We start from the raw sequence: 14,709 nt of genomic DNA on the forward strand, positions 1-14,709 counted from the left end.
ATTACTTGGTTAACTTTTTAAAGAGCGTTTGAGCCGTGGCTCAATCAAGGAGGCGTATTCTACATCGTTTCGCCACCCTGTCAACCGTTAATTTCGAACAATTCAAACATCAAATTTTCGAATACTTTCAAACAGTTGCCCTTCGAATCCGGAGCCGCTTAAGTGGCTTGCCCCTCGAAGGAGATGCGCATTCTACAGACCTGCCCCAAAGTGTCAACGATTCGTTTTAACTTTTTTCAAAAATAGCCTAAACACCGTCACCTTAAGACCCTCCAGCCGAAATAAAGTTCAGACTTCAACCTTTACTGAACCGGCGGCATTACGAGCTTTTTCGCGCGCCTCCTCTATCGAAGCGCCCCTTGCCAGGGCAACCCCCATACGGCGGCGTCCCTTCAGCTCCGGCTTGCCAAACAGGCGCAGCTGAGTGTCCGGTTCACCAAGCGCAGCCTCAAGACCAGTATAAGCAACCTCTGATGATTCACCTTCCGGGAGAATAACTGCGGACGCGGACGGACCATTCTGTCGAATTGCAGGAATGGGCAATCCAAGTATGGCCCGGGCGTGAAGTGCAAACTCAGACAGTTCCTGGGAAACAAGTGTTACCAGGCCGGTGTCATGGGGGCGAGGTGAAACCTCGGAAAACCAGACATTATCTTCTTTCACAAATAGTTCAACGCCGTAAATGCCGTAGCCACCCAGATTCTCTACCACGGCACGGGCAATTTCTGCCGAACGATCAAAAGCCAGTGGTGCCATTGCCTGAGGTTGCCAGGACTCTCGGTAATCGCCGTCTTCCTGTCTGTGCCCTATGGGCTCGCAGAAAGAGACACCGTCCCGGTGCTTGACCGTCAGCAAAGTAATTTCGTAATCAAAATCTACAAAGCCTTCAACAATCACCCTTCCCTTACCGGCCCGGCCACCAGACTGGGCATATTCCCACGCGGCTTCAACTTCACCCTCAGTTTTAACGGTGCTCTGACCTTTACCAGAGGAACTCATAACCGGCTTCACCACCAGGGGCAATCCGATCTCCTCTACGGCCGCAAGGTACTCTTCACGAGTCCCGGCAAACCTGTAGGGAGACGTTGCCAGCCCCAGCTCTTCTGCCGCAAGTCGACGAATACCTTCCCGGTTCATCGTAAGGTTAACTGCCCTGGCCGTCGGGATAACGCGGTAACCCTCTTCCTCTAGGCTGATCAGCTCGGGCGTTGCAATGGCTTCAATTTCCGGAACGACCAGATTGGGCTTTTCCTGCTCAATAATACGGCGCAGGCTAGCACCGTCCAGCATGTCGATAACATGGCTCCGATGGGCCACCTGCATTGCGGGTGCATCGGCGTACCTATCCACAGCGATCACCTCAACCCCATACCGCTGCAACTCGATAACCACCTCTTTTCCGAGTTCCCCAGAGCCACAGAGGAGAACCTTGAAGGCGTTACTTTTAAGAGGAGTACCAATTCGAACTTTGTCATTCATGATCTACCAGCGCCTTTGTTAGCCGTGAATCAGAGATTTCTTCTCGCGCTCCGCGACGTTCTGGAGTACATGCAGCCTTTCTTCATGGTCCATTTGAGTCCATCGGGTAATCTCGTCACCACTTCGATGGCAGCCGATGCACATATCATCGTTGTCCAGTGCACAAATACTCACGCAGGGTGAACGTACCTTATCAGCCACATTCATCTCTTAGGCTCACAGGGCTTCAGGCCACTGATGTAACGGGCAGCATTCTGCACATAGTGCTGCGCACTCATTTCCAGCATATTCTTCTGACTTTCAGTCAGCTCGCGCTTGACCTTACCGGGCGAGCCTACAACCATGGAGCCGTCCGGCACCTCCATACCCTCCGGAATCAGGGCATTGGCACCAATAAGACAGTGCTTGCCGATTTTGGCGCCGTTTAGAACCACCGCGTTGATGCCAATGAGCGAATAATCACCGATCTCACAGCCGTGCAACATGACCTTGTGGCCGACGGTTACTCCCTTTCCCAAAGTCAGCGGTATACCGGGGTCGGTGTGCAACACCGAACCGTCCTGAATGTTCGTTTCCGGCCCGATGGTAATCAACTCATTGTCACCGCGGACAACCGCGTTGAACCAGACGCTGGATTTCTCCATCAGACGCACATGACCAATCACCGAAGCATTTTCCGCCACGAACTGCCCGTCTCCTTCAAGCTCCGGCGTTCGATCGTTCAACTGGTAAAACATGTCAGCCTCCTTCGGGCGGTTCAAGCAAATCAATTCCGGCATCGTACACAGCGTTCAGAAAATCGACCAGAACCACTGCAGACAGCCCCCATATCTGGTAACGCTCCCAGCGGTAGCAGGGCACATAAAAAGTATGGTTAAGAAAGTTTAGAGCGTCCGTTCTTTCCCGCTTGTCTTCAAGGAAAAAGGACAGAGGCACTCGGAATATACTCTCAATCTCATGAGGATTCGGCTCCAGCGGATGATCTCGGGGAATTACGCCCACGTAAGGAGTAACCAGAATACCGTAACGGGACATTACCTGACTGAGTGGTGCGATAATCTGCACCTGATCCGGCGGCAAACCAATTTCTTCGTGGGTTTCCCGCAATGCGGTCGCCGCCAGGGACCGGTCGCCGGGGTCACGTTTTCCGCCCGGGTAAGCCACCTGCCCCCGATGTGTGCTCAGATTTTCCGATCTGAGCGTAAAGATCATCTCGGGGTTTCGTGGATCCTCGGTTACGGGCACTAATATGCCGGCTTCGGGATAATCCAGAGCGAGCTGTCGGGGCGCATAGCCGGCCAGGCGCTCAGCGAGTAAATCACGCAAGTTTCGTCTCCAAGGTACATCCTGATGTTGGATGAGACAGAGGCAGTCAGGATCGTTAAACTGACTACCAAACCATTAAAGTATACGGGGAAAATCATGAAGTACTGCAGCACATGCGGCCATCCGGTTGAACAACGCATCCCCGAAGGCGACAACCGGCACCGCTATGTCTGTATCAACTGCGAGACCATACATTACCAGAACCCTCGCATCGTCGCTGGCACCGTACCTGTCTGGGAGGGCAAGATTCTCCTGTGCCGGCGGGCGATTGAGCCGCGTTATGGCTACTGGACACTTCCCGCAGGTTTTATGGAGAACGCCGAAACCACCATCGAAGCGGCTGAACGGGAAACCCTTGAGGAAGCGCTGGCGGAAGTGAATATAGAGGGCCTCTATTCCATTATCGACGTACCGCATATCAACCAGGTACATATGTTCTATCGGGCCACACTCAAGGACGGCCAATTCGGCGCCGGCGAGGAGTCCCTGGAAACCAGGCTGTTCGAGCTTGATGAAATACCTTGGGGTGAAATCTCCTTCCCGACCGTTCGCCGAACCCTTGAGCTTTTTCTCTCAGACCTCAGAAACGAATCTTTCGGTGTTCATGTCAGCGACATCCGGCACCCGATGTCAGCAAACCACCGGAACGCTGACTAACTAGAGGTCCTCCAGGCGATAGATTTCATAAGCGGGTTCCTCGTAAGGGTGAGCACGCTTGAGCGCAGCAAGGGCATCCTGGATCAGGTCATCCTCGCAAACCAGCTCCACCTTGTACTCGCCCACAACTTCAACCTCACCGGTGTTACCAAGGAAAGGGTCGCTTCCCTCCAGGGGACGAAACTGCCCCCTGCCGAGGCACTGCCAGGCGCAACAGTCGTAATCGCCAATGCGGCCGGCACCTGCATCAAACAATGCCCGCTTTGTTTTTTCGACATGCGCTTCCGGGACGAAATAACACATCTTGTACATCGAAAACCCTCCTTGAAATCGGATATTTTTTGTACAGATTAATAGCTTAGACACTTACCCACAGAATCTGTGGATAACTCTGGGGAAAGATTTTGGGAACACGCCCTCAAACCCCGTAATCACTACACTTCCGTTAAATTGGCGACAAATTCACCGGCTAAATTTAAGCCTTAATTATCAATGCCTTATACTTTATGGCCAAAAGTTGAACCGAATTCCCGTTCTTTGTTCACAGAACAAACAGCAAGGCCCCAGAAATGTGCATAAAAATACTGAGTCAAGGGAATTATTGCGACTTTGACAGCTTTTTTCTCTTGAATAACGCTCAAAAACAGGGCACCAAAAAAAACCGGCTTTGGTGTAAACGCTCATGACGAGCGCATCCAAAGCCGGCTTTAATTCAGGCCAATTAAATTGATCAGCCGAACCAGCGCCTCGCATTTCTGAACATACGAATCCAGGAACCGTCTTCCTGCCATTCAGAAGGGCGCCAGGAATGCTGTACAGCTCGGAACACACGTTCGGGGTGAGGCATCATTATGGTTACACGACCGTCGCGGGTAGTAACGCCGGTGATGCCCGCTTCCGACCCGTTCGGGTTGTAAGGGTAACGAACTGTCGCTTCACCCCGGTTATCGACAAAACGCAGGGCCACCAGTTCATGTTCAGAAAGAGCCCCCGCAGAGGTGCCACCGGCAAACTCGATCCTGCCCTCGCCATGCGCGACAGCAATGGGCATACGTGAACCAGCCATACCATCCATAAAGGCCGATGGCGACGGCATCACTTCGACCATTGCCAGGCGAGCCTCGAATTGCTCTGACTGATTGCGAACGAATCGGGGCCAGCCCTCACTGCCGGGAATCAACTCATGCAGATTGGAAAGCATTTGGCATCCGTTACAGACACCAAGTGCCAACGTATCCTGCCGGTTAAAGAAAGCTGCGAACTGATCCCGGACACGGTCGCTGAACAGAATAGACTTGGCCCAGCCTTCGCCGGCGCCAAGAACATCGCCGTATGAAAAGCCACCGCAGGCCACAAGGCTGTTAAAGCGATCCAGAGTCACGCGGCCAGAGAGCAGATCGCTCATATGCACATCAACAGACTCGAAGCCGGCACGATCAAAAGCGGCCGCCATCTCCACTTGCCCGTTCACACCCTGCTCGCGCAGAACAGCCACCTTTGGACGTGCGCCCTTGTTGATGTAAGGTGCAGCCACATCATCATTGATATCGTAGGAAAGCTCAGCGTGAAGGCCCGGATCTTCGACATCCAGAAGGTTATCAAATTCTTCCTGAGCGCAATCAGCATTATCCCGCAGAGACTGGATACGGTAGCTCGTCTCAGCCCAAAAGCGCTGCAGCTCAACGCGTGCCTCATCCACAACCGTCGAGCCCTCAAAGGTCAGGCGCAACCGGTCAGTGTCGTTCGGGCTGCCAATCACGCTAATGTGATCACCAAGCCCGGCCGCTGAGAACTGCTGCAGCACGAAACCGGTGTCTTCCCGCCGCACCTGGATCACAGCACCCAGTTCTTCGTTAAAGAGTTCCCGTGCAAACTGGGTACGGTCTTCTGCCAGGCCATCAAGCTTGATGTCGACGCCAGAGCGGCCGGCAAAACACATCTCAACCAGAGTTACAAACAGACCACCGTCGGAGCGGTCGTGGTAAGCCAGAAGCTTGTCGTCCGAATTGAGGCCCTGGATCACGGCGAAGAAGGCCTTGATATCCTCGGGGTCGTCCAAATCCGGCGCTACCGCACCCACCGCACGATAGACCTGCGCCAATGCAGAGCCGCCCAGGCGGTTCTGGCCGGCCGCCAGATCAACCAGGATCAGATCGGTTTCACCGGCATCTTTTACCAGCTGTGGCGTCAGAGTCCTCGCCACATCGGTGACCGGAGCAAAGCCGCTGATAATCAGCGAAAGCGGTGCAGTTACACTCTTCTGCTCACCGCTATCTTCTTCCCACATGGTCTTCATGGACATGGAGTCCTTACCAACCGGGATGGTAATTCCAAGCTCCGGGCAGAGATCCATGCCCACTGCACGAACCGTTTCATAGAGGTTTTCGTCTTCGCCTGGGTGGCCTGCTGCGGCCATCCAGTTAGCCGACAACCGGATGTCGGAAAGCCTGCCAATGGGCGCCGCGGCCAGATTGGTAATCACCTCACCCACGGCCATACGGCCGGAAGCCGGCGCATCGATCGGGGCAACCGGCGTACGCTCGCCCATCGCCATGGCTTCACCGGTGCGGACGTCAAAGGAGCTGGCAGTGACTGCCACGTCTGCGACCGGAACCTGCCAGGGCCCGACCATCTGGTCACGGGCAACCAGGCCTGTGATGGTGCGGTCACCGATAGTGATCAGAAAGCCCTTCGAGCCCACGGACGGCAGGCGGAGAACCCGACGGATCGCGTCGTGCAGATCAACCTTGGTGGAATCAAAAACCGGTTTGGTGAACGAAGCGCGGCTGATGCTACGGTGCATGCGGGGCGGCTTGCCAAACAGCACGTCCATAGGCAAATCAACAGGCTTGTCGTCAAAATAGGAGTCGCCAAGCTCGAGGTGATGCGCTTCCGTTGCCTCACCGATCACAGAATACGGGCAGCGCTCACGTCGGCAGAGGGCATCGAATCGCTCCAGATGTTCAGGAGCCACTGCCATGACATAACGTTCCTGCGACTCATTACACCAGATCTCCAGTGGAGACATGCCCGGTTCGTCGCTCGGGATATCGCGCAGTTCGAACTTGCCGCCACGGCCGCCGTCTTTGACCAGCTCCGGCATAGCGTTGGAAAGACCGCCGGCGCCCACGTCATGAATAAACGCGATGGGGTTTTTGTCGCCCATCTGCCAGCAACGGTCGATCACTTCCTGACAGCGGCGCTCCATTTCAGGGTTGTCACGCTGTACCGACGCAAAATCGAGATTTTCATTACTGGAACCCGAATCCATGGAAGAGGCAGCGCCGCCACCGAGCCCGATCAGCATGGAAGGCCCGCCGAGGACAATCAGCTTCGCCCCCACCGGTATGTTGCCCTTCTCCACATGCTCTTCACGAATATTGCCGAGACCGCCGGCAATCATGATCGGCTTGTGATACCCGCGCACTTCCTCACCGGCAGCACCGGGCACCTTTTCTTCAAACGTTCGAAAATAGCCGGCCAGATTGGGGCGGCCAAATTCGTTGTTGAACGCGGCACCGCCAACGGGGCCCTCAATCATGATGTCGAGAGCGGAGGCAATCCGCTCAGGTTTGCCATAGTTGATCTCCCACGGCTGGGGATCATTGGGCAAGTTAAGGTTGGAGACCGTAAAGCCTGCCAGGCCTGCCTTGGGCTTGGAACCACGACCGGTGGCCCCCTCGTCCCGGATTTCGCCGCCGGAACCAGTCGCTGCACCGGCCGCTGGCGCAATGGCCGTCGGGTGGTTATGGGTCTCCACCTTCATGAGAATGTGGATGTCTTCCTCGTTATAGCCGTATACACCGGTCTCGGGATCCGGGAAAAAGCGGCCACCACGACTGCCCCGGATAACTGAGGCGTTGTCCTTGTAGGCCGAGAGAACACCTTCGCTATTCATTTCATAGGTGTTACGGATCATGGCAAACAGGGATTTTTCCTGGCCTTCACCGTCGATATCCCAGGAGGCATTGAAAATCTTGTGCCGGCAATGCTCGGAGTTCGCCTGGGCGAACATCATCAGTTCAACGTCGGTCGGGTCCCTCGAAAGATCCGTGAAAGATTTTACCAGGTAGTCGATTTCATCTTCGGCAAGCGCCAGGCCGAGACGTGAGTTTGCCTCCACCAGCGCATCCCGGCCGCCAGCCAGAACCGGAACCCGCCCAAGGAGCCGCGGCTCTTCGTGGCTGAACAGCAATTCCGCACCGCCCATTTCGTGAAACACCTTCTGGGTCATGCGATCGTGCAACAGCGCGGCGATTTTCTCACGCTGTTCCAGTCCCAACTTGCGGCGAGACCGAACATAGTAGGCCGTGCCTCGCTCGATCCGGTGAATCTGCCGAAGCCCGCAGTTCCGGGCGATGTCTGTCGCTTTGCTAGACCAGGGTGAGAGTGTGCCGGGCCGTGGCACGACCAGAAATAGCACGCCATCGGGCTCTTCCACTGGCACGGTCGGCCCGTAGGTCAGAAGCCGGTCAAGAATGGCCTGCTCGGATTCTGAAAGGTCGGCCTCCATATCGACGAAGTGCATGAACTCTGCATAGACATGCTCGATTTCAGGCACGACATCCTGAATTCGGGAATGCAATTTGCGGGAACGGAATGGCGAAAGCGCGGGTGCGCCGCGAAGTTCAAGCATGATATCAACCTGTATCGCGCGAAACGGGGAAGTCTGGATGCAATCTGAAAGGCCGCCATGATACTCGAAAGCGGGGTCAGGATACAGCGCTGGAAACGTTAATCCCGGACAGTACAATTGACATTGTTTTGCATATTAATTAACCAGATTTATTGACCAGACCCCCGACACCAAGGATCATTAAAGGAGTGGAAAGGGAATCCACGCTCAGGATAAACAAGGGTACGGGACTTTCACGGTCGCCGTATCCAGATGATCCAGCTGTAACGGAGACCAAGGATTTGTCGAGAATTAGTACTGCGATAGCAGGCACACCCGTCAGGGCGCTTCTTCTCTTTGGTGTTGCCCTCATTTCTGCAGGTTGTTCACAACCCTCCACCCTTCAGGAAATCCGTGAGGAGGGTGTGCTGCATGTGATTACCCGTGTTGCACCCTCCATCTATATCGAAGAAGAGGGCGGGCCAACCGGTTACGACTACGAGCTGGCAAAACTTTTCGCCGATGAGTTGGACGTAAAACTGAGCATTCGCGTCGCCGGAGACAATACAGAAATTCTCTCTGTTCTGAGGCAAAATTACGCCCATATCGGCATGGCTGGTCTTTCCAGCCAAACAGCGCTTTCCGACGAATACCGAACGGTGCCGACAGGCATTGCAGCCCAATCTGTGCTGATCTACAACCGGGATGTTGAGCGTCCGGAGTCTCTGGCAGATCTTGCCGATAAAACGGTCCATGTCGTTGCGGACAGCAACCACGAGCAACGCCTATCTGAGGCTCAGTCAGACCTTCCCGAACTTCAGTGGCAGATCCACCCTGGCCTCGATGCCGCTGGGATTCTCAGCCGGGTGGAAAGCGGCGAATTTCGGTATGCAACCATTTCGTCCAATGTACTTGAAATGAACCAGGTCTTTTATCCCATGGTGAAAGAGGCCTTTGCCATCGGGGTCCCCCGGGAACTCACTTGGTTTTTCCCCGCCGCACAGGACGAATCACTGGCCAAGGCCGCCGAAGAGTTTCTGGAAAAGCTCAGGGTTGATGGCACCCTTGCCCAGATTTCCGAACGCTTTTACGGGCACCTGGATCGACTGAACTATGTCGGCGCCCGCACATTCATGCACCACGTAAAAAGCCGACTACCTAAATATGAACCGCTGTTTCGGGAATACGCCAAGGAGTACAACATTGACTGGAGGCTGCTTGCCGCCATCGGCTACCAGGAATCGCACTGGCGCCCCAACGCCGTGTCGCCCACTGGCGTGCGTGGCCTGATGATGCTAACTCGCAACACCGCCAGCCACATCGGTATCAATAACCGGCTGGATGCCGAAGAGAGCATTCAGGGCGGCGCCAAGTATTTCAGAATAGTGCATGAAAAGATTCCGGAGCGAATTCCAGAGCCTGACCGGAGCTGGTTTGCCCTGGCCTCCTATAACGTGGGCTTCGGGCATCTGGAGGACGCCAGGCGTCTGACCGAAAGCGCCGGAAAGGATCCCGACCGGTGGATGGACGTCAAGGAATTCCTGCCTCTGCTCGCCCAGAAGGAATGGTATTCAAAGACCCGCTTTGGCTATGCGAGGGGCAATGAACCGGTAGCTTATGTTCAGAATATCCGGCGCTACTACGATGTGCTGGCGCGCCTTCACGAACCAGGAGTCCAACCCCCTGCGATAAAACCGCAACTGGTACAGATGGAAGGGCAAAACATGAAAGATACCCCACACGATGATCCAAGAGCGGGCTCAGAGCTCAGGGCGGCTCTGCCGCCGGAGCTGGGAATGATCCCACCCACGCTCTGATCTTCGAGCTGCAACGCTTGCGGGAGCGTCAGTCTGACCGGGCTTCAAGGGCGCACTCCACCTGACTGGTGGAAAACCCTCGCCGACTCAGAAACCGCGCCTGGCGAACCTTTTCATTCCAGTCTTCACTGAGATCCGCCAGGCCAAACCGTTTTTCCCTTAAACCGATCGCCTTCTGGTTCCAGTCCTCGTCCCCCATTTCCTCAAGACAGTCCGGGCTGCGGTGAACCCCGCGTTGCTGGAGTTCACCCAGAATTCGCAAGGGCCCATACCCAAGGTCCATTCGCTGGCGGGCGTAGACATCGGCAAAGCGGTTGTCGTCGAGCCAACCTTCGCTCTCGTAGTCGTCGAGTACAGACTCGATAATCTCGCCCGGGACTTTCCTCTGACGGAGTTTCAGATTCAATTCCAGTCGGCTGTGCTCCCGTCTGGCCAGCAGCCTGAGGGCCGTTGCCCGGGCCTTGTATTCCTGATCCTCATGATTTTCCTGTTTTGCCATACAGACCCTTTCCGCATACACCTACAAAACGCTAGACTAGCCGCGAATTTCTCCAGCTGGCCAGACAGACCGGCCGCTGAAACTACCCGGCATCCACACCCGGGCGCCGATGGCCGGTGGCGGCTTAACTTTGCCCGACACCGTGAACTGGTTTCAACACCAAAGGATACTCTTATGGCCGCGTTCATCCAGAAACTGTTCAGATCCCGCAAGACACCCGATACTGCCCCGAAAAGCCGGAAGGCCCCCCAGCCTGCCCCGGTCGAGCAGGAAGACACGCGAGCCAGCCAGAGAGAAGAGCAACTCAGAACGATGGCAGGCTCTCCCTCACAGGATGTCCTGGCAAACATCGCGATTGAGGGCGCAACGGCTGACATCCGCCAGACTGCCGCCGGCCGATTAACGGAGGAGAGCAGCCTTCAACAAGTTCTGAAGCAGGCCAAGGGGAAAGATAAAGGGGTTTATCAGACCGTCAAACTGACGCTCCAGAAACTGCGGGAAGAACAGACCCGCCTGGACGGTATCAGTCAAACCATTGCCACCCTCATTAGCCACGCCCGGGACCAGGCACGGAGTGACGACACCAAGCTCTACGAAGCCCGTCTGGAATCCATGCTGAAACAATGGTCAGCGGTGGAAAATCATGCCTCACCTGAACAGGCCCAAACCTTCCTTGAGGCGGTTCATCTATGCAAAGAAAGGATAGCGGCCATCCAGTCCGCTGCCGAGACTGAAAAACGCCAGCGCGAGCAGACAGTGCAGCGGCGGGAAACCCTGAACATGCTTACCAGCACTCTGGACGAGCTCAAGTCGCAGCCGCCGGAGAGCCTGCCCTCACAGGCTTCTCTGGATGCCTTGCAGAAGACCCAGGAAAACCGCTGGCTTGAGGCCACCCGGGACACCGCCGTCGAAAAGCAGGAGCAGAAAACCTACGAGACCGCCATGCTCGCCCTGCGTAATTACCTGAGTGCAGTCAAACGCATCAATCAGGAGCGTGAGACGATTGCCGAGCTCAGCGCGGTTCTCAACAGCAAAGAGGACGCATCTGAGGATGACCGCGCCCGGGCAAAAACACTGATGCAGGAAATCAGCTGGCCGGAAAGCTACCCCAGCCCGGTGCTGCTTGAGCCGCTCCGCAAACTGGCCGGTAAGCGCAAGGCCCCCATCGAAGTCCCGGCGGACCAGGAACGGCAAAAAGCCCTGGCAGCTCGCCTGCAGACCGAATTGCATCAACTGGAAGAGGCGCTTGAGGCAAAGCAGCTTAAAGAATCGAAGCAGCTATTCAAGACGGCCCAGCAGCACCTGCGCGATCTTGACCATCGCTACAGCAAACCCTTCCAGGCCCGGATGCAGCTACTGACCGGCCAATTAAGGGAGCTTTCCGACTGGCAGGGTTTCGCCACAGAGCCAAAGCAGATTGCCCTGTGTGAGCAGATGGAGTACCTGGCCGACCAGCCGATGGATCCGGAAGCCAAGGCGGAACGGATCAAGGACTTGCAGAACGAGTGGCGCGAACTGGGCGGGTCATCAGACCGCAGCCTGTGGTCTCGCTTCAAGGCGGCGTCGGACAAGGCCTACGAGCCCTGCAAAGTCTATTTCTCAGCAAAATCCGGTTTAAAACAGGCCAACCTGGAGAAACGATCCGCCATTTGCGAGCAATTGGAGACCTTCCTGGATAATGCTGACTGGTCTTCCATCGACTGGAAAGGCGCCGAGCGCATTCACCAGACCGCGCGCCAGGAATGGAAAGATGCCTGGCCTGTGGAGTTCCGTGACAACCGGCAGGTGCAGAAGCGGTTCGATGATCTGCTAAAAAGGCTGGAGGCCCCGCTAGAAGAGGAGCGGCGAAAAAACGAAGGGCTGAAGCAGGAGATCGTCCAGAAAGCACAGGCGCTGGTGGACTATGAACCCCTGCAGGACGCCATGAATCAGGCCAAGTCGCTGCAAACTGACTGGCAGGCCATTGGTATTACTCGCCACCGGGAAGACCGGAAACTCTGGCAGGCTTTCCGCAAGGCCTGCGACCAGATATTCGCTCGCCGGGATGCCGAACGCACCGAACAACAGCAGGCCTCTCGCGCCGCTGACGAGTCGGCACAAGCCAACCTGCAGAAATCAGCCGGGGTAAGTGGCGACAGTGACGAGCAGACAATAACAGCCGCGATGGCAGGACTCCGGGAAATTGATACCTCCTCCCTGTCCAACAACCTCAGGGAGCGGGTTCAACAGGAGAAACAGAGGTTGACCCGGATTCTGTCCAGCCTGCAATTGCGGTCAAAGATGGCGTCCTGGCAGTCGCTTGTGCTGGCATCTGCAACCGGCGAAGCGGTGACCGAGGCAGCCCCGGACCACTGGTCTGCACTGGCAGACACTTCAGATACCCAGGACCCGGCAGAACTGGTGATCCGCGCAGAAATCCTTTGCGGCGTGCCATCACCGGACTCGGATCAGCAACGCCGAATGGAAATCCAGGTACAGCGCCTGGCCGATGGCATGGGTTCGTCGGATACCGGCGGCGATCAACTCAAGGACGTGGAAAAGCTGGTGGCCAACTGGTGCCTGGCCGGGACTGGTCCTGCCGCAAATCGCGAGCTAGCGGAGCGCCTGAACGGCGCACTTTCCAACCTGATCAATTCCTAAGCAGATGAACGGGCTACTCCCGCTGGTGCTCCCGGACAAATTCCCTGGCGCCTTTCACGGCGACCAGGGATTTCTGTTTCATCTCCTTCAGTTCTTCATCCGCCAGATAGAACATCATATCGATGGAATGGCGATAATAACGCGTGGGCAGACGGTTTAGCGCCACGCACATCACGTCAGTCAGATAGTCTGCGGAATCGGTATCCTCGCCAGTGGCGGCGATCGCATCCACCACCAGCCGTTCGTAGAAATTGTCGATTGCATCTTGCAGAGACATTGCAAACGCCTCCTGAATTCGTCTGCGGTTACTAATTACCATAGAAGCCACACCACCGCTTGTCATGGATCCTGAGCAATTTCGCCAATGCGATTGGCAGCCCGCGTCATTACACCCCACAGCTGCGACCAGCTATGGTTGTGTTATCGGTAAAAAATCCCGAAACAAACACCACCAGAGGACATTCAATGACCACCGAGGCGTATATCTTCGATGCAGTCCGCACACCCAGAGGGCGCGGAAAAAAAGACGGATCACTCCACAGCGTCAAACCCATCACGTTGCTGACGACCGTGCTCCGCGCACTGCAGGAGAGAAATAGTCTGGACACCGCCCAGGTCGATGACATTGTCATGGGCTGCGTGACCGCCATTGGTGACCAGGGCGCAGATATCGCCAAAACCGCGGCTCTTGCCGCAGACTGGGATGAGAAGGTGGCGGGGGTTACCCTGAACCGTTTCTGCGCCTCGGGGCTCGAGGCCGTCAATCTGGCGGCCATGAAGGTGCGTTCAGGCTGGGAAGATCTGGTGGTTGCCGGCGGCGTAGAAGCCATGTCCCGAGTACCTATGGGCTCGGACGGCGGGGCCTGGGCCACCGATCCGGAGACCAACCTTCATACCGGCTTTATGCCCCAGGGCATCGGGGCGGACCTGATCGCCACACTCGAAGGCTTCAGCCGAGAAGATGTAGACGCTTTTGCGGTGAGATCCCAACAAAAAGCCGCCAACGCCTGGCAAAACGGCTACTTCGGAAAATCCATTATTCCCGTCACTGACCAAAACGACGTGGTGATTCTCGATCATGACGAGCATGTGCGCGGCAGCACCACCGTCGAATCCCTGTCCGGCCTCAGACCCTCGTTCCAGATGATGGGCGAAATGGGATTCGACGGCGTTGCCCGGGAAAAATACCATTACGTCGAAAAGATCAATCACGTGCACCATGCCGGCAACTCCTCCGGTATTGTCGATGGTGCCACCGCCATGCTGATTGGCAATGAAGTCAAGGGGAAGGCCTTGGGCCTTAAGCCCCGCGCCCGCATCGTCGCAACAGCGGTCACCAGCACGGACCCCACCATCATGCTTACCGGCCCTGCCCCGGCAGCCAGAAAGGCGCTGGAAAAGGCGGGCATGACCGCAGACCAGATTGATCTGTTTGAAGTGAACGAAGCCTTCGCCTCTGTCGTGATGCGCTTCCAGCGGGAACTCTCGGTTCCCGATGAAAAAGTGAACGTGAACGGCGGAGCCATCGCCATGGGCCACCCGCTGGGTGCCACCGGGGCGATGATCCTCGGCACCCTGCTGGATGAGCTGGAACGCCGTGAATTGCGCTTCGGCCTGGCGACCCTGTGCGTGGGTGGCGGCATGGGTATTGCCACCATTATCGAGCGCGTCTGAAC

At 56.2% G+C, this 14,709-nt stretch carries 12 protein-coding genes; 4 read left to right on the forward strand and 8 right to left on the reverse strand.

All coding sequences use genetic code 11. From position 1 onward, the window contains the following. Positions 1 to 288: 288 nt before the first annotated feature. From purT to ACN0XM_RS03380, 4 genes are read right to left on the reverse strand one after another with little or no spacing between them, the layout of a single operon-like run. Positions 289 to 1,479 (reverse strand): formate-dependent phosphoribosylglycinamide formyltransferase, encoded by a 1,191-nt coding sequence (gene purT, locus ACN0XM_RS03365; RefSeq protein WP_417565516.1) that lies wholly within the window; start codon positions 1,477 to 1,479, stop codon positions 289 to 291. A gap of 18 nt (positions 1,480 to 1,497) precedes the next feature. Then, positions 1,498 to 1,686 carry a DUF1289 domain-containing protein gene (locus ACN0XM_RS03370; RefSeq protein ID WP_417565517.1) on the reverse strand — a complete coding sequence of 63 codons (189 nt, stop codon included), beginning with the start codon at positions 1,684 to 1,686 and terminating at the stop codon, positions 1,498 to 1,500. Continuing rightward, complete coding sequence (locus ACN0XM_RS03375; protein ID WP_417565518.1) at positions 1,683 to 2,216, reverse strand: gamma carbonic anhydrase family protein; 534 nt, start codon at positions 2,214 to 2,216, stop codon at positions 1,683 to 1,685. Before ACN0XM_RS03375 ends, ACN0XM_RS03370 begins: the two co-directional genes overlap by 4 nt. A 1-nt stretch (position 2,217) precedes the next feature. After that, complete coding sequence (locus ACN0XM_RS03380; protein WP_417565519.1) at positions 2,218 to 2,805, reverse strand: NUDIX hydrolase; 588 nt, start codon at positions 2,803 to 2,805, stop codon at positions 2,218 to 2,220. 96 nt (positions 2,806 to 2,901) lie between these two features. Here ACN0XM_RS03380 and ACN0XM_RS03385 point away from each other — a divergent pair, with 96 nt between their 5' ends. Next, positions 2,902 to 3,462 (forward strand): NUDIX hydrolase, encoded by a 561-nt coding sequence (locus ACN0XM_RS03385; protein ID WP_417565520.1) that lies wholly within the window; start codon positions 2,902 to 2,904, stop codon positions 3,460 to 3,462. On the opposite strand, the gene ACN0XM_RS03390 is transcribed toward ACN0XM_RS03385, so the two are convergent. Together ACN0XM_RS03390 and purL are read right to left on the reverse strand one after the other, a co-directional pair. Beyond that, positions 3,463 to 3,774 carry an NGG1p interacting factor NIF3 gene (locus ACN0XM_RS03390; RefSeq protein WP_417565521.1) on the reverse strand — a complete coding sequence of 104 codons (312 nt, stop codon included), beginning with the start codon at positions 3,772 to 3,774 and terminating at the stop codon, positions 3,463 to 3,465. A gap of 418 nt (positions 3,775 to 4,192) precedes the next feature. Continuing rightward, on the reverse strand, positions 4,193 to 8,098 hold the full coding sequence (purL, locus tag ACN0XM_RS03395; RefSeq protein ID WP_417565522.1) for a phosphoribosylformylglycinamidine synthase: 3,906 nt from the start codon (positions 8,096 to 8,098) through the stop codon (positions 4,193 to 4,195). 290 nt (positions 8,099 to 8,388) lie between these two features. Between purL and mltF the strand changes: the two genes are divergently transcribed. After that, complete coding sequence (mltF, locus tag ACN0XM_RS03400) at positions 8,389 to 9,894, forward strand: membrane-bound lytic murein transglycosylase MltF (protein ID WP_417566057.1); 1,506 nt, start codon at positions 8,389 to 8,391, stop codon at positions 9,892 to 9,894. 28 nt (positions 9,895 to 9,922) lie between these two features. On the opposite strand, the gene ACN0XM_RS03405 is transcribed toward mltF, so the two are convergent. Beyond that, complete coding sequence (locus ACN0XM_RS03405) at positions 9,923 to 10,393, reverse strand: regulatory protein RecX (protein WP_417565523.1); 471 nt, start codon at positions 10,391 to 10,393, stop codon at positions 9,923 to 9,925. A gap of 174 nt (positions 10,394 to 10,567) precedes the next feature. On the opposite strand from ACN0XM_RS03405, the gene ACN0XM_RS03410 reads away from it, so the two are divergent. Further along, the gene (locus ACN0XM_RS03410) at positions 10,568 to 13,033 is read left to right on the forward strand and encodes a DUF349 domain-containing protein (protein WP_417565524.1); all 2,466 of its coding nucleotides are present in this window, start codon (positions 10,568 to 10,570) and stop codon (positions 13,031 to 13,033) included. A 13-nt stretch (positions 13,034 to 13,046) separates the two neighbouring features. Here ACN0XM_RS03410 and ACN0XM_RS03415 read toward each other — a convergent pair whose 3' ends face one another. Then, on the reverse strand, positions 13,047 to 13,310 hold the full coding sequence (locus tag ACN0XM_RS03415) for a late competence development ComFB family protein (protein ID WP_417565525.1): 264 nt from the start codon (positions 13,308 to 13,310) through the stop codon (positions 13,047 to 13,049). Positions 13,311 to 13,498: 188 nt separating this feature from the next. On the opposite strand from ACN0XM_RS03415, the gene ACN0XM_RS03420 reads away from it, so the two are divergent. Further along, positions 13,499 to 14,707 (forward strand): acetyl-CoA C-acetyltransferase, encoded by a 1,209-nt coding sequence (locus ACN0XM_RS03420; RefSeq protein ID WP_417565526.1) that lies wholly within the window; start codon positions 13,499 to 13,501, stop codon positions 14,705 to 14,707. The last annotated feature ends 2 nt before the right edge of the window (positions 14,708 to 14,709 follow it).

This window comes from Marinobacter sp., assembly GCF_048269445.1.
Classification (GTDB): domain Bacteria; phylum Pseudomonadota; class Gammaproteobacteria; order Pseudomonadales; family Oleiphilaceae; genus Marinobacter.

What these genes read in the sequence shown, in the direction of transcription:
- ACN0XM_RS03375 (WP_417565518.1), bottom strand. Translation starts at nt 2,216, where the DNA reads ATGTTTTACCAGTTGAACGATCGAACGCCGGAGCTTGAAGGAGACGGG.
- purT (WP_417565516.1), bottom strand. Translation starts at nt 1,479, where the DNA reads ATGAATGACAAAGTTCGAATTGGTACTCCTCTTAAAAGTAACGCCTTC.
- ACN0XM_RS03385 (WP_417565520.1), top strand. Translation starts at nt 2,902, where the DNA reads ATGAAGTACTGCAGCACATGCGGCCATCCGGTTGAACAACGCATCCCC.
- ACN0XM_RS03420 (WP_417565526.1), top strand. Translation starts at nt 13,499, where the DNA reads ATGACCACCGAGGCGTATATCTTCGATGCAGTCCGCACACCCAGAGGG.
- purL (WP_417565522.1), bottom strand. Translation starts at nt 8,098, where the DNA reads ATGCTTGAACTTCGCGGCGCACCCGCGCTTTCGCCATTCCGTTCCCGC.
- ACN0XM_RS03410 (WP_417565524.1), top strand. Translation starts at nt 10,568, where the DNA reads ATGGCCGCGTTCATCCAGAAACTGTTCAGATCCCGCAAGACACCCGAT.
- ACN0XM_RS03415 (WP_417565525.1), bottom strand. Translation starts at nt 13,310, where the DNA reads ATGTCTCTGCAAGATGCAATCGACAATTTCTACGAACGGCTGGTGGTG.
- ACN0XM_RS03405 (WP_417565523.1), bottom strand. Translation starts at nt 10,393, where the DNA reads ATGGCAAAACAGGAAAATCATGAGGATCAGGAATACAAGGCCCGGGCA.
- ACN0XM_RS03370 (WP_417565517.1), bottom strand. Translation starts at nt 1,686, where the DNA reads ATGAATGTGGCTGATAAGGTACGTTCACCCTGCGTGAGTATTTGTGCA.
- ACN0XM_RS03390 (WP_417565521.1), bottom strand. Translation starts at nt 3,774, where the DNA reads ATGTACAAGATGTGTTATTTCGTCCCGGAAGCGCATGTCGAAAAAACA.